Source organism: Streptomyces sp. NPDC001922, from assembly GCF_042891165.1.
GTDB lineage: Bacteria > Actinomycetota > Actinomycetes > Streptomycetales > Streptomycetaceae > Streptomyces.
Genome location: NZ_JBIASV010000002.1, coordinates 488,535 through 510,543 on the forward strand (window position 1 = coordinate 488,535; position 22,009 = coordinate 510,543).

17 protein-coding genes and 1 pseudogene are annotated in these 22,009 nt (G+C 69.4%); 10 read left to right on the forward strand and 8 right to left on the reverse strand.

The features are described 5' to 3' along the window. Positions 1 to 25: 25 nt before the first annotated feature. A complete protein-coding gene (gene ngcE, locus ACFYYR_RS05610; RefSeq protein WP_388847212.1) occupies positions 26 to 1,453 on the reverse strand; it encodes an N-acetylglucosamine/diacetylchitobiose ABC transporter substrate-binding protein in 1,428 nt (475 codons plus the stop codon). Between the two features lie 454 nt (positions 1,454 to 1,907). Here ngcE and ACFYYR_RS05615 point away from each other — a divergent pair, with 454 nt between their 5' ends. Beyond that, a complete protein-coding gene (locus tag ACFYYR_RS05615) occupies positions 1,908 to 5,786 on the forward strand; it encodes a GH92 family glycosyl hydrolase (protein ID WP_388847214.1) in 3,879 nt (1,292 codons plus the stop codon). Positions 5,787 to 5,958: 172 nt separating this feature from the next. On the opposite strand, the gene ACFYYR_RS05620 is transcribed toward ACFYYR_RS05615, so the two are convergent. Together ACFYYR_RS05620 and ACFYYR_RS05625 are read right to left on the reverse strand one after the other, a co-directional pair. After that, the gene (locus ACFYYR_RS05620; protein ID WP_388847216.1) at positions 5,959 to 6,510 is read right to left on the reverse strand and encodes a GNAT family N-acetyltransferase; all 552 of its coding nucleotides are present in this window, start codon (positions 6,508 to 6,510) and stop codon (positions 5,959 to 5,961) included. 72 nt (positions 6,511 to 6,582) lie between these two features. After that, on the reverse strand, positions 6,583 to 7,089 hold the full coding sequence (locus tag ACFYYR_RS05625) for an ATP-binding protein (RefSeq protein ID WP_388847218.1): 507 nt from the start codon (positions 7,087 to 7,089) through the stop codon (positions 6,583 to 6,585). A gap of 150 nt (positions 7,090 to 7,239) precedes the next feature. Here ACFYYR_RS05625 and ACFYYR_RS05630 point away from each other — a divergent pair, with 150 nt between their 5' ends. The 3 genes from ACFYYR_RS05630 to ACFYYR_RS05640 are packed head-to-tail and all read left to right on the forward strand — an operon-like array spanning position 7,240 to position 8,635. Beyond that, positions 7,240 to 8,097 carry a helix-turn-helix domain-containing protein gene (locus ACFYYR_RS05630; protein WP_388847291.1) on the forward strand — a complete coding sequence of 286 codons (858 nt, stop codon included), beginning with the start codon at positions 7,240 to 7,242 and terminating at the stop codon, positions 8,095 to 8,097. Next, positions 8,094 to 8,318, forward strand: coding sequence for a DUF397 domain-containing protein (locus ACFYYR_RS05635; RefSeq protein WP_388847220.1), 225 nt, complete (start codon positions 8,094 to 8,096; stop codon positions 8,316 to 8,318). The genes ACFYYR_RS05630 and ACFYYR_RS05635 overlap by 4 nt, the downstream gene beginning before the upstream one ends. 14 nt (positions 8,319 to 8,332) lie before the next feature. Then, complete coding sequence (locus ACFYYR_RS05640; protein WP_388847222.1) at positions 8,333 to 8,635, forward strand: DUF397 domain-containing protein; 303 nt, start codon at positions 8,333 to 8,335, stop codon at positions 8,633 to 8,635. A gap of 113 nt (positions 8,636 to 8,748) precedes the next feature. Here the strand turns inward: ACFYYR_RS05640 and acnA are convergent, their stop codons facing one another. Then, a complete protein-coding gene (acnA, locus tag ACFYYR_RS05645) occupies positions 8,749 to 11,484 on the reverse strand; it encodes an aconitate hydratase AcnA (protein WP_388847224.1) in 2,736 nt (911 codons plus the stop codon). A 526-nt stretch (positions 11,485 to 12,010) separates the two neighbouring features. Here acnA and ACFYYR_RS05650 point away from each other — a divergent pair. Then, entirely contained in the window at positions 12,011 to 12,361 is a 351-nt protein-coding gene (locus ACFYYR_RS05650; RefSeq protein ID WP_351514134.1) for a hypothetical protein, read from the forward strand. Between the two features lie 232 nt (positions 12,362 to 12,593). Here the strand turns inward: ACFYYR_RS05650 and ACFYYR_RS05655 are convergent, their stop codons facing one another. Beyond that, a complete protein-coding gene (locus ACFYYR_RS05655) occupies positions 12,594 to 13,493 on the reverse strand; it encodes a GNAT family N-acetyltransferase (protein WP_388847293.1) in 900 nt (299 codons plus the stop codon). A gap of 272 nt (positions 13,494 to 13,765) precedes the next feature. Continuing rightward, positions 13,766 to 14,362: a hypothetical protein gene (locus ACFYYR_RS05660; protein ID WP_388847226.1), complete on the reverse strand. Its 597-nt coding sequence runs from the start codon at positions 14,360 to 14,362 to the stop codon at positions 13,766 to 13,768. 333 nt (positions 14,363 to 14,695) lie between these two features. Here ACFYYR_RS05660 and ACFYYR_RS05665 point away from each other — a divergent pair, with 333 nt between their 5' ends. The 4 genes and pseudogenes from ACFYYR_RS05665 to ACFYYR_RS05680 all read left to right on the forward strand — a co-directional run bounded on the left by ACFYYR_RS05665 (position 14,696) and on the right by ACFYYR_RS05680 (position 19,195). Then, positions 14,696 to 16,225 carry a helix-turn-helix domain-containing protein gene (locus ACFYYR_RS05665; protein WP_388847228.1) on the forward strand — a complete coding sequence of 510 codons (1,530 nt, stop codon included), beginning with the start codon at positions 14,696 to 14,698 and terminating at the stop codon, positions 16,223 to 16,225. A 332-nt stretch (positions 16,226 to 16,557) separates the two neighbouring features. Then, on the forward strand, positions 16,558 to 16,950 hold the full coding sequence (locus tag ACFYYR_RS05670) for a hypothetical protein (RefSeq protein ID WP_388847230.1): 393 nt from the start codon (positions 16,558 to 16,560) through the stop codon (positions 16,948 to 16,950). Beyond that, a pseudogene (locus tag ACFYYR_RS05675) lies at positions 16,947 to 17,623 on the forward strand (nucleotidyl transferase AbiEii/AbiGii toxin family protein). The gene ACFYYR_RS05670 and the pseudogene ACFYYR_RS05675 overlap by 4 nt, the downstream one beginning before the upstream one ends. Positions 17,624 to 17,941: 318 nt before the next feature. After that, positions 17,942 to 19,195 (forward strand): cytochrome P450, encoded by a 1,254-nt coding sequence (locus tag ACFYYR_RS05680; RefSeq protein WP_388847232.1) that lies wholly within the window; start codon positions 17,942 to 17,944, stop codon positions 19,193 to 19,195. Positions 19,196 to 19,332: 137 nt separating this feature from the next. On the opposite strand, the gene ACFYYR_RS05685 is transcribed toward ACFYYR_RS05680, so the two are convergent. Then, entirely contained in the window at positions 19,333 to 20,130 is a 798-nt protein-coding gene (locus ACFYYR_RS05685) for a helix-turn-helix domain-containing protein (RefSeq protein WP_388847234.1), read from the reverse strand. A gap of 113 nt (positions 20,131 to 20,243) precedes the next feature. Here ACFYYR_RS05685 and ACFYYR_RS05690 point away from each other — a divergent pair, with 113 nt between their 5' ends. Beyond that, positions 20,244 to 20,675 (forward strand): hypothetical protein, encoded by a 432-nt coding sequence (locus ACFYYR_RS05690; RefSeq protein WP_388847236.1) that lies wholly within the window; start codon positions 20,244 to 20,246, stop codon positions 20,673 to 20,675. 35 nt (positions 20,676 to 20,710) lie between these two features. Here ACFYYR_RS05690 and ACFYYR_RS05695 read toward each other — a convergent pair whose 3' ends face one another. After that, positions 20,711 to 21,583 (reverse strand): class I SAM-dependent methyltransferase, encoded by an 873-nt coding sequence (locus ACFYYR_RS05695; protein WP_388847238.1) that lies wholly within the window; start codon positions 21,581 to 21,583, stop codon positions 20,711 to 20,713. Positions 21,584 to 22,009 lie beyond the last annotated feature (426 nt).

A 22,009-nucleotide genomic window follows, 5' to 3' on the forward strand; every position in this document is an offset into this window, starting at 1 on the left:
GCTGCTGACGCGCCGGTCCGCACGGTCAGTGCCGGTACTTCTTGACCGCGTCGTCCTTGGCGGTCTCGTCCGCGAACTTCTGGCACTTCGCGACGCACTCCACCGGGGTCATCCGGCCGGCCATCATCTCGCCGAGCGCGGCGACGCCGATCTTCTCCTTCTCCAGGGCGACGTACCAGTCCTGGATCCGCGGGTTGACGATGTTCTCCCCCGCCCGGTCCAGGGCCTCGGTGGCGGACTTCAGCCCCGGCGGGAGGGTGAGTCCCCCGGTGCCGCCGTCGAGGGAGGTGAGCGAGGAGACCTGCCGGGTGAAGTTCTTCGACGACTTCTCACCGAGCATGATGCGCAGCAGCTCCATGCCGCCCTGCGGGTTCTTCGCCGACCGGGGTACGACGAACGGCTCACCGCCGGACGCCCACAGGGTGCCGAACGGCATCCGGTCGGAGGAGTCCAGACCCGACGGCGCGCCGACGGTCATCTCGAACCCCTTGGGCGTGGTCTTCTTCGCCTCGTTCTCCACCCAGGAACCGTTCGGTATGAAGAGGGCCTTGCCCCCGGTCCACGCCGTCTGCGCCTCGATGTGCGTCAGGCCGGGCGTCCCCTTGAGGATGTAACCCTTCTGGTGGAGTTCGTAGTAGGCCTCGAAGGCCGACTTGACCGCGGGGTGCTTCCAGGCGTTCGGCTCCAGGTTGTCGATCGCCTTCAGGACGTCGGCGCCGCCGATCTTGGCGATGAACGGGTAGAGGCTGAACGGCAGGTAGTAGGGGTACTTGCCGGGGTAGGTCCAGCCGGCGATGCCCTTCTTCTTGGCCGCGGCACAGACCTTGAGCATGTCGTCCCAGGTCTCGGGGTACTCCCAGTCGTTCTTCTCCAGGGTGGAGCGCGAGTACCAGACGCCGTAGACCGTGTAGGCGTAGTAGAGGATCCAGACCGGCTTGCCGTCGAACCGGCCCATCTCCACGACGCCCGGCCGCAGGGTGTCGCGGACCTTCTTGGACGGGTCGTCCACGGACGGGGCGTCGAGCAGCTCGGTCAGGTCGGTGAGCTGGTTCTTCGACACCAGGGTGCCGAAGTCCATCTGTTCGGCACCGGAGTTGTCGATGAGGTCCGGCGGGGTTCCGCCGTTGAACCGGGGCTGGAGCGTGGACTGGATCTTCTGGGTGGAGGCGTGCGCGACCTTGGCCTTCGGATACGCCTTCCGGTACTCCGCCTCCGCGTCCTTGGCGTACTGCTCGCCGAAGCCGCCGTCGAAGATGACGACGTCCAGGGGTGCTCCGGCGTTGACGCCGAGCGGGTTCTTCTCCGACTTCTCGCCCTTGTCGACCGGCTTGTCGCCGCCGCTGTCGCCGGTCGCACACGCGCTGAGCGCGCTCATCGACGGCACCGCGATCAGGCCGAGTGCCGCCGCCCTCCTGATCACGTCACGACGCCCGTACTCAGAGGTGGATCCCATGCTCAAGTCCTCGCCTTCTCCAGGACTCAGGCGGTGTACGGGAGCCTGCCCGGCACCGCGGTCGTTGAAGCTCGGGTCGTGCAGGGTGTGCGCCGGGATGACTGGAGTGCCGCGGCGACCGGCGCTCGTCGCGCCCCGCCGCACCCGTTCCTCCGGGTCCGTGGCCGCCTTGGGCCGGCCCTCGGACGCCGACAGGTATAGTCCATTCGCGGTCAACTGGGCAAGATCGAATACAAGTTTGGACAACAGATTTCCCGAGTTGAGACCTCCGCCGTATACGGGTCTCCGGCGCCCGGACAAAAGCGGAACGCACGGCGCGCCCCACCCGGCAATCCGCCGACGACCCGTCAGAGTGGTACCACCCGCCGCCTTGACACCGTCCGCCCCATCCACCATTACTAAGCTCTGCGCAACCGGTGTGACAACGTTGTCGGAACCGTTGGAGGGGCTGGACATGCAGCGCAGGCGATGGCGAGGTCACGGACGTACGGCCGCCCTGCTGGCGGCCGTCGTCGTACTGGCCTCGGCGCTACCGGGAGCGGCAGCGGGAGCGGCAACGGAAGCGACCCGGGCGGCACTCCCCCGCCAACCCGCGGGGGTCACCGAGGAGTTCGCCACCTCCTTCGAGACCGGCGATCCCCAGCCCACCTGGAGCAACACCGTGGAGACCGGCCCGGACGGCCGGAAGAAGGCCTCCGGTGTCGACGGCGGCTACTCCCCCGGACTTCCGGGCGATGTGACGGACCGGGTGACGGAGGTGCGGGCCAGCGCCGAGAACACCGCCGCCGGGGAGATCAAGGAGAACCTCGTCGACGGCGAGACCGGCACCAAATGGCTGGTGTTCGACGACTCCGCCTGGCTGGAGTTCGACCTCGCGGAGCCGGTGGCCGTGGTGCGGTACGCGCTCACCTCCGCCGGCGACGCGGCCGGGCGCGACCCGCGGGACTGGACCTTCCTCGGCTCCGACGACGGCCAGAACTGGACACCGCTGGACACCCGCGAGTCCGAGGCCTTCGAGGAGCGCCAGCAGACCCGCGCGTTCGCGGCCCGGAACACCCACGCGTACCGGCACTACCGGCTGGACATCACCCGGAACGCCGGTGAGCAGCTCACCCAGCTCGCCGAGGTGCAGTTCTCGGACGGCGACGACACCACACCGCCCGCCTCCGACATGCGCAGCTATCCCGACCGGGGCCCGGCCGGCTCCCCCACCGGGAAGGCCCACGCCGGGTTCACCGGTGTCCGGGCGCTGCGCTACGCGGGGGTCCACCAGCCCGCGGGCCGCGCCTACTCGTACAACAAGGTCTTCGACGTCGACACGGCCGTCACCCCGACGACCCGGCTCTCCTACCGGATCCACCCCTCGTTCACCGAGGGCGACCTGACCTATCCGGCCACCCGGGTCGCGGTGGACCTGGCGTTCACCGACGGCAGCTATCTGAGCGAGCTCGGCGCCGTCGACCAGCACGGCGCTCCGCTGACCCCGCAGGGCCAGGCGGCCTCGAAGACCCTGTACGCCAACCAGTGGAACCACAAGGAGTCCGCGATCGGCCGGGTCGCCGCGGGCAGGACGATCGACCGGATCCTCGTCGCCTACGACGCGCCGAAGGGACCGGCGAAGTTCCGCGGCTGGGTGGACGACGTCGCGATCACCCCCGAGCCGCCCGCACCGCCCCCGGCCCATGTGGCGGACCACGCGGTGACCACCCGCGGCACCAACTCCAGCGGCACCTTCTCCCGCGGCAACACCTTTCCGGCCACCGCCGTCCCGAACGGCTTCAACTTCTGGACGCCGGTCACCAACGCCGGTTCGTCCAGCTGGCTCTACGAGTACGCGCGCGCCAACAACGACGCCAACCTGCCCACCGTGCAGGCCTTCGCCGCCAGTCACGAGCCCAGCCCCTGGATGGGCGACCGGCAGACGTTCCAGGTGATGCCGTCCGCCGCATCGGGCACCCCGAACGCCGGGCGCACCGCCCGCGCACTCCCGTTCCACCACGAGAACGAGACCGCCCGACCGCACTACTACGGCGTCACCTTCGACAACGGGCTGCGCACCGAGATCGCGCCGAGCGACCACGCGGCGCTGATGCGCTTCACGTTCCCCCGGGACGACGCCAGCGTGATATTCGACAACGTGAACAACAAGGGCGGGCTCACGCTCGACCCCGCGCGCGGTGTGGTGACCGGCTTCTCCGATGTCCGGAGCGGGCTGTCCACCGGGGCCACCCGGCTCTTCGTGTACGGCGTGTTCGACGCGCCGGTCAGCGACAGCGGCCGGCTCAGCGGCGGCGGGGGCAAGGACGTCGGCGGCTTCTTCCGCTTCCGGCCCGGCGCGGACCGCACCGTGACCCTGCGCATCGCCACCTCGCTGATCGGTGTCGACCAGGCGCGGGCCAGCCTCGCCCACGAGATCCCGGAGACGGCCACCCTGGCCTCGGTGCGGGAACAGGCGCGGGACCAGTGGGACGCGCTGCTCGGCCGGGTCGAGGTGGAGGGCGCCACCCGGGACCAGCTCACCACCCTCTACTCCAGCCTCTACCGGCTGTACCTCTATCCGAACTCCGGCTTCGAGAACACCGGGACACCGCTGAACCCGGTGCACCGCTACGCCAGTCCGTTCTCCGCACCGGTAGGCGCGAACACCCCGACCCGGACCGGCGCGAAGATCGTGGACGGCGAGGTCTACGTCAACAACGGTTTCTGGGACACCTACCGGACCACCTGGCCCGCGTACGCCCTGCTCACCCCGGAGCGGGCCGGGCGGATGGCCGACGGTTTCGTCCAGCAGTACCGGGACGGCGGCTGGATCTCCCGCTGGTCCTCCCCCGGCTACGCCGACCTGATGACCGGCACCAGCTCGGACGTGGCGTTCGCCGACGCCTACCTCAAGGGCGTGGACCTCGACGCCGGGACCGCGTACGAGGCGGCGCTGAAGAACGCCACCGTCGCCCCGCCCATCCCCGGCGTCGGCCGGAAGGGCATGGAGACCTCCGTCTTCCAGGGCTACACCAGCACCGCGACCCGGGAGGGCATGTCGTGGGCGCTGGAGGGCTACCTCAACGACTCCGGCATCTCCCGGATGGGCAAGGCCCTTTACGCGAAGACCGGGAAGGCGCGGTACCGCGAGGAGTCGGAGTACTTCCGCAACCGCGCCCTGAACTACGTCAAGCACTTCGACCCGTCGGTCGACTTCTTCCAGGGCAAGGACCCGGCCGGCGACTGGCGGCTGCCGCCCTCGTCCTACGACCCGCGCGTCTGGGGGCACGACTACACCGAGACCAACGGCTGGAACTTCGCCTTCACCGCCCCGCAGGACACCCGCGGCCTGGCCGCGCTGTACGGCGGGAAGCGCGCCTTCGCCGAGAAGCTCGACACCTTCTTCGCCACCCCGGAGACGGCCGAGCCGAAGTACGCGGGCTCGTACGGCGGGGTCATCCACGAGATGACCGAGGCCCGGGACGTGCGCATGGGCATGTACGGGCACAGCAACCAGGTGTCGCACCACATCCCGTACATGTACGACGCGGCGGGCCAACCCTGGAAGACGCAGAAGCATGTGCGCGAGGTGCTGTCCCGGCTCTATCTCGGCAGCGAGATCGGCCAGGGCTACCCCGGCGACGAGGACAACGGCGAGATGTCCGCCTGGTACCTGTTCAGCGCGCTGGGCTTCTATCCGCTGGTGATGGGCAGCCCCGAGTACGCGGTGGGCTCACCGCTGTTCACCAAGGCGACCGTGCACCTGGCGGGCGGCCGTGACCTGGTGGTCTCCGCGCCGCGGAACAGCGCCCGGAACGTCTACGTCCAGGGCCTGAAGGTCAACGGGAAGACCTGGACCTCGACCGCGCTCCCGCACGCGGAGATCGCGCGCGGCGGCACGCTGGAGTTCACGATGGGCCCGAAGCCGTCGGCCTGGGGCACAGGGAAGGACGCCGGGCCGGGCTCCCTCACCCAGGGCGACGAGCCGCCGAAGCCGATGGACGATGCGACGGTGAACGACGGCTCCGCGCTGTTCGACGACACGTCGAGCACGGACGGCCCGTTCTCCTCGGTCACGGTGGAGCCGCGGTCGGCGGCACGGGTGCCGTACTACACCCTCACCTCGTCGAAGAAGGCCGAGGCACCGACCGGGTGGGTCCTGAAGGGGTCGGACGACGGTGAGAGGTGGACCGTCCTGGACCGGCGGTCGGACGAGTCGTTCACCTGGGACCGGCAGACCCGGGTCTTCGCGGTCGACCGTCCGGGCACCTACCGGCACTACCGGCTGGAGACGGTGGGGGGCCGGGGGACGCTGGCGGAGGTGGAGCTGCTGGCGAAGCCGAGGGCGGGCTGAGACGAGCCGGTCGCCGGGGCCGGTGGCTCGTCTCAGCAGGTAGCCGGGGCTGGAGGCGCCGGTATCCCGGCCGGAGGCTGCGGCAGCCGGGGCTGGAGGCAGCGGGCGAGGGCCGCTCCCGGGAGGCGATTCGGCTTCCCGGGGGAGGCCCTCGGTGCGGGCCGGCCGCTGCTCAGTGGGGTTCGGCCCCGGTGCTGAGGCGCCACACCCAGTCGACGCCCACCTCACCCGGCGCCTGCAGCCCGTCGGGCCGCTCCCGCCGTTCGGCGTGGGTGAAGCCCAGACGGCGGGGGACGGCACCGCTCGCACGGTTGGCCTCGTCGTGGTGGATCTCCAGGTGATCGGTCCCCGGCAGCGATCTCCCTTCACGGACGAGGGCGGCGACGGCCATGGTGACGAGTCCCCGTCCCGTCCATGCGGGGTGGATCCAGTACCCGATCTCCAGCCCGCCGGGCCCGATCCTTCGCATCAGACTGCAACTACCGACCACGGTGCCGCAGGTGGTGATCGCATAGTTGTAGGCCTCGCCCGACTTCCACTCCATCCGGGACCGGAGCAGGAACTCGGCGGAGTGCTCCCGGCTGTGTTCGGCCGCAAAGGGCAGCCACGGCCGAAGGTGGTCGAGCGACTCTTTGACCACCCGGTACAGGGTGTCGAGGTCGTCGACACTCCACCGGCGCAGCTCGACCTGCTCGAACGAGAGAGTTTCGGAGGGTTGTCCCATGGAGGGATGATTCCGCAGGGCGAGCCGGGTCGACAACGCAATTACGTCGCGCGGTCGCACGCGGCTGTCGAGTCAACCGGAGTGACCGAGGCGCTCGTGATGCCGGATGGTGGCGTTTCCGAATAAGGCCAGTTCACACCAGACGGTCTTGGTGAGCGGGGCGTTCAGCTCCACGCCCCGGCGGTCGACCAGCGCGTCGACGAGGAGCAGTCCGCGCCCGCCCTCCGCGTCCGGGGCCGGAGGGCCGACCTCGGCGGACGCGGGCGGAAGCCGGTCCGGGCGGGTGTCCGTGACCTCCATCCGCAGGACGAGAGCGTCCTCCCTGCCTGCGCCGGTGGTGAGCAGCGCGAGCCGGAGCCGGAAGTCCCGGCCCGGGGTGCGTCCGTGGGTGGCGGCGTTCGTGGCGAGTTCGCCCACGAGCAGCGTGGCGTCGTGGACGGCGTCACTGTCGTAGGACCAGCCCCACTCGACGAGTTGGCGCGTGGCCAGCTTCCGCGCCAGCCGCGCACCGCGACGGGTGGAACTGAGCATGACGGTGAAGGTGAAGTGGTTGACGGCGTGGAGGGTTTCGGACTTCATGGCGCCCAGAGTGGCCGAGGGGATGCCCCCTGAGGAGCCACGCCACCGGTACGCAGCGCAAGTGTCGGGTGGCCCGGGAGCCTGTACCGGCGGGGCGGCGTAACGCTGTGCAGGCACGGGGTGTTGGACAGGAGGACCTCGGAGGTGGCCATGGTGACCAGTACAGGACAGTCGGCAGGGAGCAGCGCGGAGCTGCCGGAGGGGGACGAGGAGACGGCCGCTCTCCTCAAGTCCATCGGCAGGCAGGTGAAGTTGTGGCGAGAGCGGGCCGGGATGACCCAGACCGAGCTGGGCAAGGCGATCCGCTACGGCGAGGATCTGGTGTCGTCCGTGGAGCGGGGGCGTCGGGTGCCGAAACCAGAGTTTCTGGAGCAGGCGGACGAAGTGCTCGGTGCGGGCGGCATGCTGACGGCGTTCGTCGAGGACGTGAATCTGGCTCGCTACCCGAAGAAGGTCCGCGACCTGGCCAAAGTCGAGGCCGACGCGATGGAGCTCGGCGCGTACAGCAACCACAACATGCACGGACTTCTGCAGACGGAGGAGTACGCGCGTGCTCTGTTCGGGATGCGACGGCCGCTGCTGAGCGAAGACATCATCGACCAGCAGGTAGCGGCGCGCATGGCGCGCCAAGGGATCTTCGGCCGATCCCCCACTCCCGTTCTGAGCTTTGTCCAAGAAGAGGTGACACTTCGACGTCCCATCGGGGGCAAGATGGTATTGCAGCGCCAACTCGAACATCTGCTTGAGCTAGGGAAGCTGCGGAACGTCGAGATCCAGGTGATGCCGACCGATCGCGAGGATCATGCAGGCATGGGTGGAGAGTTGCAGTCGATGAAGCTCAAGGACGGGCCTTCGCTCGCTCACAACGAGGTTCAACTCTCCAGTCGACTGGTCAGCAACCGGAAAGAGGTCCAGATCCTGGAGATGCGGTATGGGATCATCCGGGCGCAGGCTCTCACTCCACGGGAGTCACTGGCCTTCATCGAGAAATTGCGGGGAGAGACATGACGATTAAGCCTTCGGCCACGGACGCATGCGGGTTGAAGTGGACCAAGAGCAGCCACAGCAGCAACGACGGCCCGGCTTGCGTCGAGGTCGCTGCCGCCCCCGACGCCGTCCTCGTCCGCGACTCCAAGGACAAGAACGGCCCTCGCCTCGCCTTCACCGCCCAGGCCTGGACCGCGTTCATCGCCTACGCCGCGAACCAGGACCCCGGCACCACCGACTGACCACCGGGAGAGACATGGCCATCAAGCCGTCGAGCCCGTACCGACCGGCCTGGACGAAGAGCAGCTACAGCAGCAACGAGGGACCGGCGTGCGTGGAAGTCGCCGCCATCGAGTCAGCACACGCACCTCCACTGGCCTGGTCCAAGAGCAGCCACAGCAGCAACGACGGCCCCGACTGTGTCGAGGTCGCCACCACCCCCGACGCCATCCTCGTCCGCGACTCCAAGGACAAGAGCGGACCCCGCCTCGCCTTCACCCGGCGCGAGTGGGAAGCGTTCGTCTCCTATGCGGCCGGGCTGCCGGCCCTGAGCCCGTAGCGGCAGCACCCCCTGACAACTCCCCCCACGGGACAAGGCTGAGGGCCGCACTCCGTTTCCGGAGTGCGGCCCTCAGTTGGATCCGTGAGCCCGTGGGGGCCCGGCGGTGATCCTTACTTGCGGATCAGCGAGCGCAGCACGTACTGCATGATGCCGCCGTTGCGGTAGTAGTCCGCCTCACCCGGGGTGTCGATGCGGACGACCGCGTCGAACTCCACGCCGGTGTCGGTGGTGACCTTGACCGTGCGCGGGGTGGTGCCGTTGTTGAGCTCGGTCACGCCGGTGAAGGAGAAGGTCTCCTCGCCGGTGAGGCCGAGGCCCTCCGCGGTGGCGCCCTCCGGGAACTGGAGCGGGAGGACGCCCATGCCGATGAGGTTCGAGCGGTGGATGCGCTCGTAGGACTCGGCGATGACGGCCTTGACGCCGAGGAGCGCGGTGCCCTTGGCGGCCCAGTCACGGGACGAACCGGAGCCGTACTCCTTGCCCGCCAGGACGACCAGCGGGGTGCCGGCGGCCTGGTAGTTCTGGGAGGCGTCGTAGATGAAGGAGACCGGGCTGCCGTCCTGCGTGAAGTCGCGGGTGTAGCCGCCCTCGGTGCCCGGCGCGATCTGGTTGCGCAGGCGGATGTTGGCGAAGGTGCCGCGGATCATGACCTCGTGGTTGCCGCGGCGGGAGCCGTAGCTGTTGAAGTCACGACGCTCGACGCCGTGCTCGGTGAGGTACTTGCCGGCCGGGGTGTCGGCCTTGATCGCACCGGCCGGGGAGATGTGGTCGGTGGTGACCGAGTCGCCGAGCTTGGCCAGCACGCGGGCGCCCGCGATGTCCTGGACCGGGGTCGTCTCCATGGTCATGCCCTCGAAGTACGGGGGCTTGCGCACGTAGGTGGACTCGGTGTCCCACTCGAAGGTGTTGCCGGTCGGGATCGGCAGGGCCTGCCACTGGGCGTCGCCCGCGAAGACGTCCTGGTAGGACTTGTTGAACATGTCCTCGCCGATGGCGTTGGCCACGACGTCGTTGACCTCGGCCTCGGTCGGCCAGATGTCCGCGAGGAAGACCGGCTTGCCGTCCTGGTCGATGCCCAGGGCGTCGGTGGTGATGTTCACCTTCATCGAACCGGCGAGGGCGTACGCGACGACCAGCGGCGGGGATGCCAGGTAGTTCATCTTGACGTCCGGGTTGATCCGGCCCTCGAAGTTCCGGTTGCCGGAGAGCACCGAGGTGACGGCGAGGTCGGCCTCGTTGACGGCCTTGGAGACCTCGTCCGGGAGCGGGCCGGAGTTGCCGATGCAGGTGGTGCAGCCGTAGCCGACGAGGTTGAAGCCGACCTTGTCGAGGTACGGGGTCAGGCCCGCCTTGTCGAAGTAGTCGGTGACGACCTTCGAGCCCGGGGCGAGGGTGGTCTTGACCCACGGCTTGCGGGTCAGGCCCTTCTCGACCGCCTTCTTGGCCACCAGCGCGGCGGCGACCATGACGTACGGGTTCGAGGTGTTGGTGCAGGAGGTGATCGCGGCGACCGTGACGGCGCCGTGGTCGATCTCGTAGGTCGAACCGTCGGGGGCGGTGACCAGGGTCGGCTTGGTCGGCACGCCGTTGGTGACGGCCGGGGCGTCGGAGGCCGGGAAGGACTCCTCGCCCGCCTCGTCCAGGTCGGCGACCGGCACGTAGTTGCGCACGTCCTGGGCGAACTTCTCGGCGGCCTCGGCGAGGACGATGCGGTCCTGCGGGCGCTTCGGGCCGGCGATCGACGGGACGACCGTGGAGAGGTCGAGCTCCAGCTTCTCGGAGAAGTCGGGCTCGGCGGCCGGGTCGAGCCAGAGGCCCTGCTCCTTGGCGTACGCCTCGACGAGCGCGACCTGCTGCTCGTCGCGGCCGGTCAGGCGCAGGTACTTCAGGGTCTCGTCGTCGATCGGGAAGATCGCGGCGGTGGAGCCGAACTCCGGCGACATGTTTCCGATGGTGGCGCGGTTGGCGAGCGAGGTGGCGGCGACGCCCTCGCCGTAGAACTCGACGAACTTGCCGACGACACCGTGCTTGCGCAGCATCTCGGTGATGGTCAGCACGAGGTCGGTGGCGGTGGTGCCGGGCTTCAGCTCACCGGTCAGCTTGAAGCCGACCACGCGCGGGATGAGCATCGAGACCGGCTGGCCGAGCATCGCGGCCTCGGCCTCGATGCCGCCGACGCCCCAGCCCAGCACACCGAGGCCGTTGACCATGGTGGTGTGCGAGTCGGTGCCGACGAGGGTGTCGGGGTACGCCTGGCCGCCCCGGACCATGACGGTGCGGGCCAGGTGCTCGATGTTGACCTGGTGGACGATGCCGGTGCCGGGCGGGACGACCTTGAACTCGTCGAACGCGGTCTGGCCCCAGCGCAGGAACTGGTAGCGCTCCTTGTTGCGGCCGTACTCCAGCTCGACGTTCTGGCCGAAGGCGTCCTTCGTGCCGAACTTGTCGGCGATGACGGAGTGGTCGATGACCAGCTCGGCCGGGGCCAGCGGGTTGATCTTCGCCGGGTCGCCGCCGAGCTCCTTGACGGCCTCACGCATGGTGGCGAGGTCCACGACACAGGGCACACCGGTGAAGTCCTGCATGATCACGCGGGCCGGCGTGAACTGGATCTCCTGGCTGGGCTGGGCGCTCGAGTCCCAGTTGCCCAGAGCCCGGATGTGGTCGGCGGTGATGTTCGCGCCGTCCTCGGTGCGGAGCAGGTTCTCCAGCAGCACCTTCAGGCTGTACGGCAGACGGGCGGAGCCCTCCACCTTGTCCAGCCGGAAGATCTCGTACGACTCGTCGCCCACGCTCAGCGTGGCGCGGGCGTCGAAGCTGTTCGCCGACACGACAGTCTCCTTCATCAATGTGCGCGTACCACCGCAATCCTGCCGGTGCAGCTTCTTGCCGATCCGCTGAGGTAAGGCTAAGTTAGGTAACCCTTACTCGGATTCGGTGAGCAGCGGGCAAGCGGTACGCCTCCAGCAGATATCTCGATGTCGAGATAACTCTAGTACATGACCGCCGCGCGGTCATGCCCTGACGGCCGTCGGTGACCGCCCTCATTCACGCGTTCACTCAGCGAACGCACCCCCTTCTCCTCACGTCTCACCGAACCCGGATGTCTCACCGACCCCGGTCGCGCGGGCGATCGCACCGGGGCGCCGGGCGGCCGACGGCCGAGGTGGACCGTGGGGGGCCGCATGCCGAGCCGTCACGCAGAGGCGCCGCACGCGAGCACCGGCGGCGTCCGCCGCCGGCTTTACGCAGAGAGGTACCGACCGGCAGCGAGCACTCCCACTTCCGGTCCTGTCGCGGATGACAGGTACACATAAGATCGTTCCGCACTCTCGGGCGTGATCACAGACACCCCAGAAACTGGAGCACCCTTTGAAGAAGCGTTTCATCGTCCCCGCGGCCGTCGCGGCTCTGTCACTGGCCGGGCTCGTACCGGCGGCCTCCGCCGCGACCACCGCACAGAGCGGCACCGTGGCCACCACCGCCGCGGCGAAGTGCAAGAGCCTCAAGTCGCTCAGCACCCTCAACATCCGCAAGTCGGCCACCACCGCGTCCACCATCCTCGGCACGTGGCCCAAGGGGACCAAGGGCTGCGACATCTCCGGCCACACCGGCGGCACGTACAGGAACGCGTGCGGGATCGACAAGTACAACGGCTGGCGCAAGGTCAACTACCGGGGCACCGTGGGCTACGTCCCCAACGTCTGCGTCATTTACGCGTAGTAGCACATTGCGGAATTCTCTTTCCCATATCGCCCGCTGACTGCGCCGACCGTCACCTCGGGCACGCCGCACTGGCCACGCCATGGGCCAGTGCGGCGACCGCGCACGATGGCGCGCCTGACCGATGCGAGTGCCCGGTGACCGTCCAAGGGGCGAGTGCCGCCACCGAGCGCCCGCGAGTCCTTCGGGGTGCCGATCCGCCGACCGTAGGCTCACTCCGAGGACCGTGGGCTCACTCCGAGGGACGCGCGGTGATCCGCTTCTCGAACCAGAAGTGGGCGTACGGCTCGTCATTGAACGGCTCGACCTCCTCGAAGCCGAAGGAGTGGTACAGGCCGATCGCGGCGGCGAGCGCCTTGTTGGTGTCCAGGCGCAGCCGGTCGCGGCCGTGCCCGGCGGCCCGCGCCTCCAGCTCGGCAAGGAACCGTCGCCCGAGCCCGAGCCCCCGGGCCCGCGGAGCGACCCACATCCGCTTGATCTCGGCCGGGGCGCCGGGCGGCAGCTTCAGGCCGGCGCAGCCGATGGGTTCGCCGTGCAGCCGCGCGACGAGGAACAGGCCGCGCGGCGGGCGGAGTTCACCCGGGTCCGGCAGCAGACTCCGCTCGGAGTCGAAGCCGGTGTCGAAGCGTTCCTGCAGCTCCGAGTAGTAGGCGTGCAGGCAGGTCCGGGCGTCGGGGCAGTCCGGGTCCACGGGGTCCAGGACGACGGTCCCAGCGGTGAGCAGCCGCTCGGCCTCGGCCATGGCGGCGACCAGCCGGGCGCGCTGTGCGGGGTTGAGCGGCTCCAGCAGGGAGCCGGCCAGCTCGTCGCTGCGACCGTCGAGCACGGCGCGCTCGGCGCGGCCCGCCGCGGTGAGCCGGACGGTGCGCACCCGCCGGTCCCGGGCGTGCGGCTCCACGGTCACCAGTCCCCCGGCCTCCAGGGAGCGCAGCAGACGGCTGACGTAGCCCGAGTCCAGCCCGAGCCGCTCGCGCAGCCGCCGTACGTCCTGCCCCGCTTCGTCGATCTCCCAGAGCAGCCGGGCCTCGCCGATGGGCCGGTCGCGGCCCAGATAGTGATCGTGGAGCACGCCCACGCGTTCGGTGACGGTGCGGTTGAACCGCCGCACCTGGTCGACCTGCCCTGCGTCGATCCGTGCCGCATCGGTCTGCCCTGCTTCGGCCTGCGCCGCATCGGTCTGCTGTGCGGTCTGCGCTGCATCCATTCTCTGACCATAGTCAGAGAATGGATGCGGGGACAGCCTGGGGCAGGCGACCACCTTGAGGAGGTGGGCCGCGGGATGACGTGGCGCGGGGCGGCGGCACGGCGCGGTGGCCGGGCGGCTCACGGCCGCGGCCCCACGGCATGCGGAGGCGGATGCGGAGGACGCATGCCGGGGAGTACGGGGCGGGCGGCCGGGAGCGTTCAGGCGCGCCGCAACGGCTCCTCGGCATGGCGGCCGGGCGCGAAGTGTTCGATCGCGACGCGGATCCGGCGGCGCCGCTCACGGCGGAGCCGGCCGCGCACGGCGACCCCGAGCGCGTAGTAGGGCACCGGCCGGGACCGGTCGAGCTCCCGCCCGCCCGGAAGGGCGGCGTGGGCGCGGAGAACGAGCACCAGGACGCCACCGCCCCGGGTGAAGCCGGTCGCCTCGACGTCGCCCCAGGGGACGGTCCCGGCCCGGCGGCCACGCACCGTGGTGAGGCCGGCGGCGTCGATCCGCAGCTCCGGCTGCCGCCACGCCGGGACCAGCGAGACCAGCAGGGTGAGCACCCCGGTCGCCACCGGCAGGGCGGCGTAACCGGCCACACCCGGAGCGGCCACGATCTCCGCGAAGCCGACCGCGGGACTCTTCGAGAGAGCCGCCGCCCCCAGGATCGACACCGCCTCCAGCAGCAGGAGGGCCGCCATCAGGGCCACGGCGACAGCGCACACGCCCAGAACGCGCCGCCCCCGCTCGGGCGGCAGCACCAGCGCGCCTCCGGCGCCGGGCTCGGCAGGTGTGGCGGCGGATGTGGACATCTCGACTCCTCCCCCGGGTGGCCGTGCGCGCGTGCGACGGATCGCGACAGATGTTGAAGATCGTAGGGCCGTCACCCGATCGGCCGTACGGCAGCCGCCGGCTTTCCGCGGGACGACGGCGAGGACCCCGGGGACCCCCGCACACCCCGGCCGGACCGGGCCGTTCCACCGTCCGCGCCGCCCGACAGGCCCGGATTCCCACCCCGGTGCAGTATGTGGGTGGGAACGTGTTTATTTCTCCCGCCCCGCAGCGGTTTCCCTGCGGGTGTCGGCAGGTGGCACACCCGGCTCGCCACCCGAGCCTCATCTCATATCTGAGATATCCTCACTCGCATGGCAGACGATTACCTCGTACGCATCGGCAAGCTCATCCGAGACGCCCGCCAGCACAGAGGCTGGACTCAAGCCGAGCTGGCCGAGGCTCTCGGGACGAGCCAGAGCGCCGTGAACCGTATCGAGCGCGGCAACCAGAACATCAGCCTTGAGATGATCGCCCGCATCGGCGAGGCCCTGGACAGCGAGATCGTCTCGCTCGGTTACGCGGGCCCCATGCACCTCCGCGTCGTCGGCGGCCGGCCGCTGTCCGGCAGCATCGACGTGAAGACGAGCAAGAACGCCTGCGTGGCACTGCTCTGCGCGTCGCTGCTCAACTCGGGGCGCACGACCCTGCGGCGGGTGGCCCGGATCGAGGAGGTCTACCGGATCCTGGAGGTGCTGGGAAGCATCGGCGTCCGGGCGCGCTGGGTCAACGGCGGCAGCGACCTGGAGATCGTCCCGCCCGCACGGCTCGACATGGACAGCATGGACACCGCGGCGGCCCGCCGGACCCGTAGCGTGATCATGTTCCTGGGCCCGCTGCTGCACCGGCTGGACCACTTCCGGATCCCCTACGCGGGCGGCTGCGACCTCGGCACCCGCACCGTGCAGCCGCACATGACCGCGCTGCGCCACTTCGGCCTGGAGGTCACGGCGACGGACGGCACGTACCACGCGCAGGTCGACCGGGACGTCACCCCGCGCCGCCCGATCGTGCTGACCGAGCGCGGCGACACCGTGACCGAGAACGCGCTGCTGGCCGCCGCGCGGCACGACGGCGTCACCGTCATCCGCAACGCCAGCTCCAACTACATGGTCCAGGACCTGTGCTTCTTCCTGGAGCAACTGGGCGTCACCGTCGAGGGGATCGGCACGACGACGCTGACCGTGCACGGCGTCGCGCACATCGACCGCGATGTGGACTACGCCCCCTCCGAGGACCCGGTGGAGGCGATGAGCCTGCTCGCCGCGGCGGTGATAACGGAGTCGGAACTGACGGTCCGCCGGGTGCCGGTGGAGTTCCTGGAGATCGAGCTAGCCGTCCTGGAGGAGATGGGCCTCGACCACGACCGGAGCCTGGAGTACCCGGCCAACAACGGCCGCACCCGGCTGGTGGACCTGACCGTGCGCCCGTCGAAGCTGCGGGCGCCGATCGACAAGATCCACCCCATGCCGTTCCCGGGACTCAACATCGACAACGTCCCGTTCTTCGCGGCCATCGCCGCGACGGCCCAGGGCTCGTCCCTCGTCCACGACTGGGTCTACGACAACCGCGCGATCTACCTGACCGACCTCAACCGCCTGGGCGCCGGCGTCAAACTCCTCGACCCGCACCGGCTGCTGGTCGAAGGGCCGACACGCTGGCGGGCGTCGGAAATGATGTGCCCGCCGGCGCTCCGCCCCGCGGTGGTGGTGCTCCTGGCGATGATGGCGGCCGAGGGCACCTCGGTCCTGCGCAACGTCTATGTCATCAACCGCGGTTACGAGGACCTGGCGGAGCGGCTGAACTCGGTGGGGGCGCAGATCGAGATCTTCCGGGACATCTGACAGCCTTCGGAAACCCGCTACACCCCTTCTGACCTGCGCGCATGCGAGCCAGGAGGGGTTCGGCTGCGCCTGTGGGACTCCTCAGGCGCTTGGGACGGAGCCGAGAGATCGTCGGCCTCTGGGGGCTGGGGGAACGGATCGCCTGGCACTCCACGTGATGCGTCACCGGAAAAGAGATGTCGGCCTGAGCAAGCCATAGAAGAGCAGTGCCAGGTTTCGGCTCACCGCCCCACTGTCACACCCAGACACCCTGCACAGCCCGCTCCCGCTCACTGCGGACGCAAGCTCGCGCATCATGACCCTTACCGGCCCCCAGCCGCCATAATGGAGGCATGTCCTCCAGCCCGCAGCACCCCACCCCCGCGCCGAGCGGTTCCTCGGGCGCGGTCGCCGAGGATCTCGCGCTGTACCGGGAGAAGTTCCGGCGGCGGCTGCCGGAGTCGCTGGACGAGTTGCACGGCCCAACCCAAGGGGTCGTGGAGCTGCCGCTGCACATGGCCTGGTCGGGGATGACCTCGTACGACATGAGCAAGCCTCGCCAGCGCATGGGTCTGTACCGCACCGCTCTGCACGAGGGCCTGCGCGACGATCTGCCCCAATACCTCAACCGGGACCTTCTCCTCCAGATGTGGCCGGTGCTACGCACACTCGTCGGTCGCACCGTGCGCTCCGTGTGGGAAGACGCCTTCTCTGAGCTCGCCTCCCGCACCCGGGCCGCCGCATGACGGACATGCCGGAGTTGCACAGGCGACTCCTGGCGGATGTGATCGCGCTCGGCTCGCCGTATCCACTGGTTCTCACCGGTGGATACGCCGTGCGGCGCACCGCCTCGTGAACCGCCCCAGCCAGGACCTCGATGTCGCCACCGAGAACCCGGCGCCCATGGCCGACATCGCGGCCACGCTGCGCACTGGCCTGGAAGCCCGCGGTTGGGCAGTGCACGCGCTGGAGACCGCTCCGCTGTCCGCCCGCTTCACCGTGACTGACCCTGCCACCGGGCAGGACTGCGAAGTCGACATCCTCAAGGAAATCTTCTGGCGGCCTATCGCCCAGAGCCCGTACGGGCCCGTCCTCGCAGAGGAGGACGTGATCGGGACCAAGGTCCGCGCCCTCGCCGACCGCGGAGCGCCCCGCGACTTGATCGACGTGTTCGCAGCCTCCCGCCACCGGACCAACGCCGAGCTCGAGGAGTTCGGCCGCCGCCACGCCCGCGGTCGCTTCGAGCGCGAGGATCTGCAGGCGAATCTCACGGGCGCCGAGTGGACTGACGACGAAGCCTTCGCCGCCTATGGGCTCGACGGCACCATCATCACCGCACTCCGCGCTTGGGCCTTGGAGTGGGCCGACGACCTCGCGGCCCGCCTCCTCGAAGAGACCGACAATCCAGACATCGACTGATCACTTCCGGACGAGACGGCATCTGCCGGCGAGCAGAGCAAAAGTCGGTGCCTTCGGACGGCCAGTCCGCCGGAAGCGACGTCGATCCCCCCCGGGGGGGGGAGCAGTTCATGTGCGCGACCCGGCCGCATCCACGGAGTCGCGAAGCGCCGCCGGGCGCTGACAGCCCGGCTCAAGGGTCAGCAGTACCCCGCCGGAGTCCAATAGTCAGGCCATCTAGCTGCCAGATGGCCTGACTATTGGACTCTCCGGAGAGGGCCGATCGATCATTGATGGCGCCGAATGTGGACCGACTTCACGGCCGAAAGGAAGAAAACTGTGTCGCAATTCGACACCGTGGCGTCCGGCTCAGCCGTCGACGAGCTGTACGACCCGCGGTCCGAGGCATACATCCAGTGTCCCTATGACGCTTTCGCCGCCACGCGCAGCACCGCGCCGGTTGCCCATCACACCGGTATCGACGAATGGTTCGTCACCGGGCGCGCCGAGATCGAGGACCTGAGCCGGGATCATGCCCGGTTCGCGAATCGCTACAGCTCGGACGGGACCTTCGATTTCACTCCCGAATGCCGGGCCGTCCTGAACCGGACCCTGTACTACCACGATTCCCTCTTCAGCGCGGAATCAGCCACCCATTCCCGCTTCCGCCGACTGTTCCGTGAATTCTTCGCGCCGCGCAACCTGCGCAGGATCGAACCCTCGATCCGTGCCGTTGCCGAGGACCTCGTGCGGGAATTCGCCGATGCCGGACGGACGGATCTCCTGCGGCAGTTCGCGCTCCCCCTGCCCATGACGGTGATCTGCGACATCATCGGCATACCGGCCCAGGACCGGGCCACGGTGAAGGCGTGGCACGACGACTGGATCGCCCTGCAGGTCACGCCGTTGCCGGCCGAGGAGCAGCTGCGCTGCGCGCGGAGTCTCATCACCTACGAGGCGTACGTCCGCGACCTCCTCGACCTGCGGCACCGACGGCCGGCGGAGGACCTGCTCACTGTTCTGGCACGGGCTGCGGCGGCGGACGATCCGGTGTGCACGGTCGACGATGCCGTGGTCGCGCTGCGCGTGATGATCGCCGGCGGTCACGAGACGACCACCAACCTGATCAGCAATACCGTGTTCCATCTGCTCTCCGAGCGGGAACTGTGGCGGAAGGTCGTCACGAATCCCGAGCTGATCGATGCGGCCGTGGAAGAAGGACTCCGCTTCGATTCACCCGTGCAGGGGGCGCCTCGGGTGACGACCGAGACGGTGCGCATCGACGGTCAGGAGCTGCCGAAGGGATCCCGGTTACGCGTGATGTTCGCCGCGGCCGGACGGGACCCGAATTGGGTGACGAATCCGGACGCCTTCCGGCTCGACCGCCAAGGGTCGTCGCGGCACTTGGGATTCGGCCACGGTATCCACTTCTGTCTCGGCGCCGGCCTGGGCCGGCTCGAGGCCCGAACCGCGCTTCGGACCCTGGTCGAAGCTCTGCCGGAACTGCGGCTGAAAGAGGGTTTCGCACCCCAGTACGCGCCTGGCGAATTCGCCTTCCGGGGGCTCACGTCCCTGCCTGTCACGTGGGTGTGACACCCGGTCGGCAGAGTGCGGTACCACGTCCTGGGCGCGGGCCCGCCGGCTCGTCGAGCCCGCAGTGACGTGTCCGGGGCCGGTCGTTCGGACCGGGCCCCGGGGCCTGTCCGGCCCATGGCCGCCCCGTCGCCGGTTCAGGCCGCCAGGTTCCGCAGCAGGATCTCCGTTTCCTCGTCCATCGGGAAGAACGCCTCCACCGCGATCTCGGAGAGCGTCACATCCGCGGGGGCGCCGAAGGTGGCGATCATGCTGAAGAACGACATGTCCCCGACGGGTGTGCGGACGCGCAGCGGCACGACGATGCCCATGGGGTCCACCGGACGGGACTCGGCGGCCGGGCCGGGCGGGGGCGGGTACGCGGACACCTCGTCGTACAGCTCCCGCAGGTCGCGATGGCCGGTGGCGTTGACCTGGTGGAGGAGGCGGCCCAGGGCGTGGGCACGGACCTCGGCGAAGTTCAGGCACTGGGAGGCCAGGCCGTCGGGGTGGAGGATCAGCCGCATCACGTTCGCGCCCGAGTCCGTCAGGTGCGGCGGGACGAGGTTGAGCAGGACGGACATGGCACGGTTGCAGTCGACGACGTCCCAGGTCCGGTCGATCGCGGCGGCCGGAAAGGGGTCATGGCCGGCCAGCATGGTCTTCAGCGCGGAGCGGGCCATCGTCATCCGGTCGCTGCCCAGGGGGGACTCCCGGTACGCCGGCGCGTAACCGGCGGCCAGGAGCAGTCCGTTGCGGTCGCGCAGCGGGACGTCGAGGTGCTTGGCGAGCCGCAGCACCATGTCCCGGCTCGGCCGGGCGCGGCCGGTCTCCACACAGGACAGGTGCCGGGTCGAGGTGTCCGCCTTCAGCGCCAGATCGAGTTGGCTGAGCTTCCTGCGCTGCCGCCAGTCGCGCAGTAACAGGCCCACACGGGGCAGGTCTTCCGTCTCCATGAGGGTCCACCGTAGCCAGTGTCGCCGCACAGGCCATGACCTCGGAGGTCATGGAGTCCGCCACCTGTGGCGTGTCACGGTGGCGTCACCGACCGACGAGGAGGAGATTCTCGATGACGCACACCCTGCCCACGACCGACCCGGCCGCGCCCCCGCGGGACGCGGCCCGGCTGCTGCGCCTGGTGCTGCGGATCGACAGTGTGAGCACCGCAGTGATGGGCGTCGTCCTGATCGCGGCGGGCGGGCCCCTCGGCTCCGCCACCGGGATGCCGGTGGCGTTCTCGGCCGGCTTCGGGATCTACCAGATCGGCGGAGCGGCCGCGCTGGCGCTGATCGCGGGTTATCCCGCGATCCCGCCCGGGCTCGCCCGGGCCGCGATCGCGGTGAACGCCGTCTCCGCCGTGGGCTGCGTCGTGACCGCCTTCGGCGACATGGTGCCGCTGACCGGATTCGGTGTCGCCTTCATGCTGATCGGAGCACTGATCGTGACGGTCTACGCGGCGCTGGAGTACGCCGGTCTGCGGCGGATGACCGCGTCGGCGTGACGCGACGGACGCACCCGACGCCCCTCGGCTGCGGATCAGTCCCGGGGCGCGCGGGCCTTCATGTAGACGATCGGGGTCGGCAGGGTGATGACCCCGTCGTCACCTCGCAGGGCGTCCAGCCTGCGGGCCACCTCGGCGGCGAGTTCCTCGGCGTCCTGCTCGGAGAGCCGGTCCCAGAGACGGCGCATGCCGTGCGAGCGGGTCCACCGGACCCACTGGGCACCGGACTCGACCGTGAGGGGCAGGTCCTCCTCCACGACCTCCGTGTCGACGAAGCCGGCGCCGGTGAGGGTGGACTCCACGGCCTCCGGAGTCACCAGCCAGTTGTTGTGGATATTCGTGAAGGGGCAGTCGTAGGCGTCGCCGTCCTTGGGCTGAGTCATGTGCGGCAGCAGCAGGTCGTGGACGTCCTCCGGGAGGAAGCCCCACTTCCCGGTGGACGTGGGGAAGAAGGACGGCGCACTGGCCGCGAAGGTGCCGCCGGGGCGGAGCAGCTCCCGGTAGGGCTTCAGTTCGGCGGAACCGTGGGTCCAGATGAAGACGCTGAAGCCACCGATGACGGCATCGAACCGGCCGGCCGGGTAGTCGGGCTGCTGACCGTTCATCACCCTGGTGGTCACGTGGCCGAGGCCGCGCTCCCGGGCGCCGCCCTCGGCGTACTTGACCATCTCCTCCGCGAGGTCGATACCGATGACCTCACCGCTCTTCCCGGTCGCCTCGGCCACCGGGAAGAGGACGGCGCCGCGGCCGCAGCCGACATCGAGAACGGACTGCCCGGCACCGATTCCCGAGAATTCGACGAGCCGCCGCCCGATGGGGCCGAAGAATTCCACCCCGCTCTGGTCGTACACGTCCGCAGCGTTATTGAAGATCCGGTGCATCTCAGCCGTACTCTCAGAATTTCCCATGTAACGTCTCCTTTAGGGGAAGGAATTCGAATGGACTGCCCATGGCGCCTGCCATCGTGGAACACCCCGTCGCACGACGTCCAATAGTCAGGACTTCTGACCGCCAGCAGCCTTCGTTATGACGTCGCGCACCGGGCCTTCATAGCGAACGCTGCTGGCAGCCAGAAGGCTTGTCTATTGGACGCGGCGTGGCCGCCGCATCGAACATCGATCGTCAGGGCCGGACCCCACCCCGGTTCTGTGGAAAGGGTGAAGAATGGTGAGCGAATTCTCGAAGCCGGTTCCGGAGGCTGCTCGGATCGCCGGAGTCGACGCGTTGACCGAGCGGGTCGGGGGTGAGGTGTTCGTTCCTGGTCAGGAGGGTTTTGATGAGGAGCGGACGGGTTTTCAGCGGGCGGTGGTGCATCGTCCGGAGGTGATTGTGGG

Coding starts and splice junctions, on each gene's coding strand:
- ngcE (WP_388847212.1), bottom strand. CDS start 1,453: ATGGGATCCACCTCTGAGTACGGGCGTCGTGACGTGATCAGGAGGGCG.
- ACFYYR_RS05615 (WP_388847214.1), top strand. CDS start 1,908: ATGCAGCGCAGGCGATGGCGAGGTCACGGACGTACGGCCGCCCTGCTG.
- ACFYYR_RS05620 (WP_388847216.1), bottom strand. CDS start 6,510: ATGGGACAACCCTCCGAAACTCTCTCGTTCGAGCAGGTCGAGCTGCGC.
- ACFYYR_RS05625 (WP_388847218.1), bottom strand. CDS start 7,089: ATGAAGTCCGAAACCCTCCACGCCGTCAACCACTTCACCTTCACCGTC.
- ACFYYR_RS05630 (WP_388847291.1), top strand. CDS start 7,240: ATGGTGACCAGTACAGGACAGTCGGCAGGGAGCAGCGCGGAGCTGCCG.
- ACFYYR_RS05635 (WP_388847220.1), top strand. CDS start 8,094: ATGACGATTAAGCCTTCGGCCACGGACGCATGCGGGTTGAAGTGGACC.
- ACFYYR_RS05640 (WP_388847222.1), top strand. CDS start 8,333: ATGGCCATCAAGCCGTCGAGCCCGTACCGACCGGCCTGGACGAAGAGC.
- acnA (WP_388847224.1), bottom strand. CDS start 11,484: ATGAAGGAGACTGTCGTGTCGGCGAACAGCTTCGACGCCCGCGCCACG.
- ACFYYR_RS05660 (WP_388847226.1), bottom strand. CDS start 14,362: ATGTCCACATCCGCCGCCACACCTGCCGAGCCCGGCGCCGGAGGCGCG.
- ACFYYR_RS05665 (WP_388847228.1), top strand. CDS start 14,696: ATGGCAGACGATTACCTCGTACGCATCGGCAAGCTCATCCGAGACGCC.
- ACFYYR_RS05670 (WP_388847230.1), top strand. CDS start 16,558: ATGTCCTCCAGCCCGCAGCACCCCACCCCCGCGCCGAGCGGTTCCTCG.
- ACFYYR_RS05685 (WP_388847234.1), bottom strand. CDS start 20,130: ATGGAGACGGAAGACCTGCCCCGTGTGGGCCTGTTACTGCGCGACTGG.
- ACFYYR_RS05690 (WP_388847236.1), top strand. CDS start 20,244: ATGACGCACACCCTGCCCACGACCGACCCGGCCGCGCCCCCGCGGGAC.
- ACFYYR_RS05695 (WP_388847238.1), bottom strand. CDS start 21,583: ATGGGAAATTCTGAGAGTACGGCTGAGATGCACCGGATCTTCAATAAC.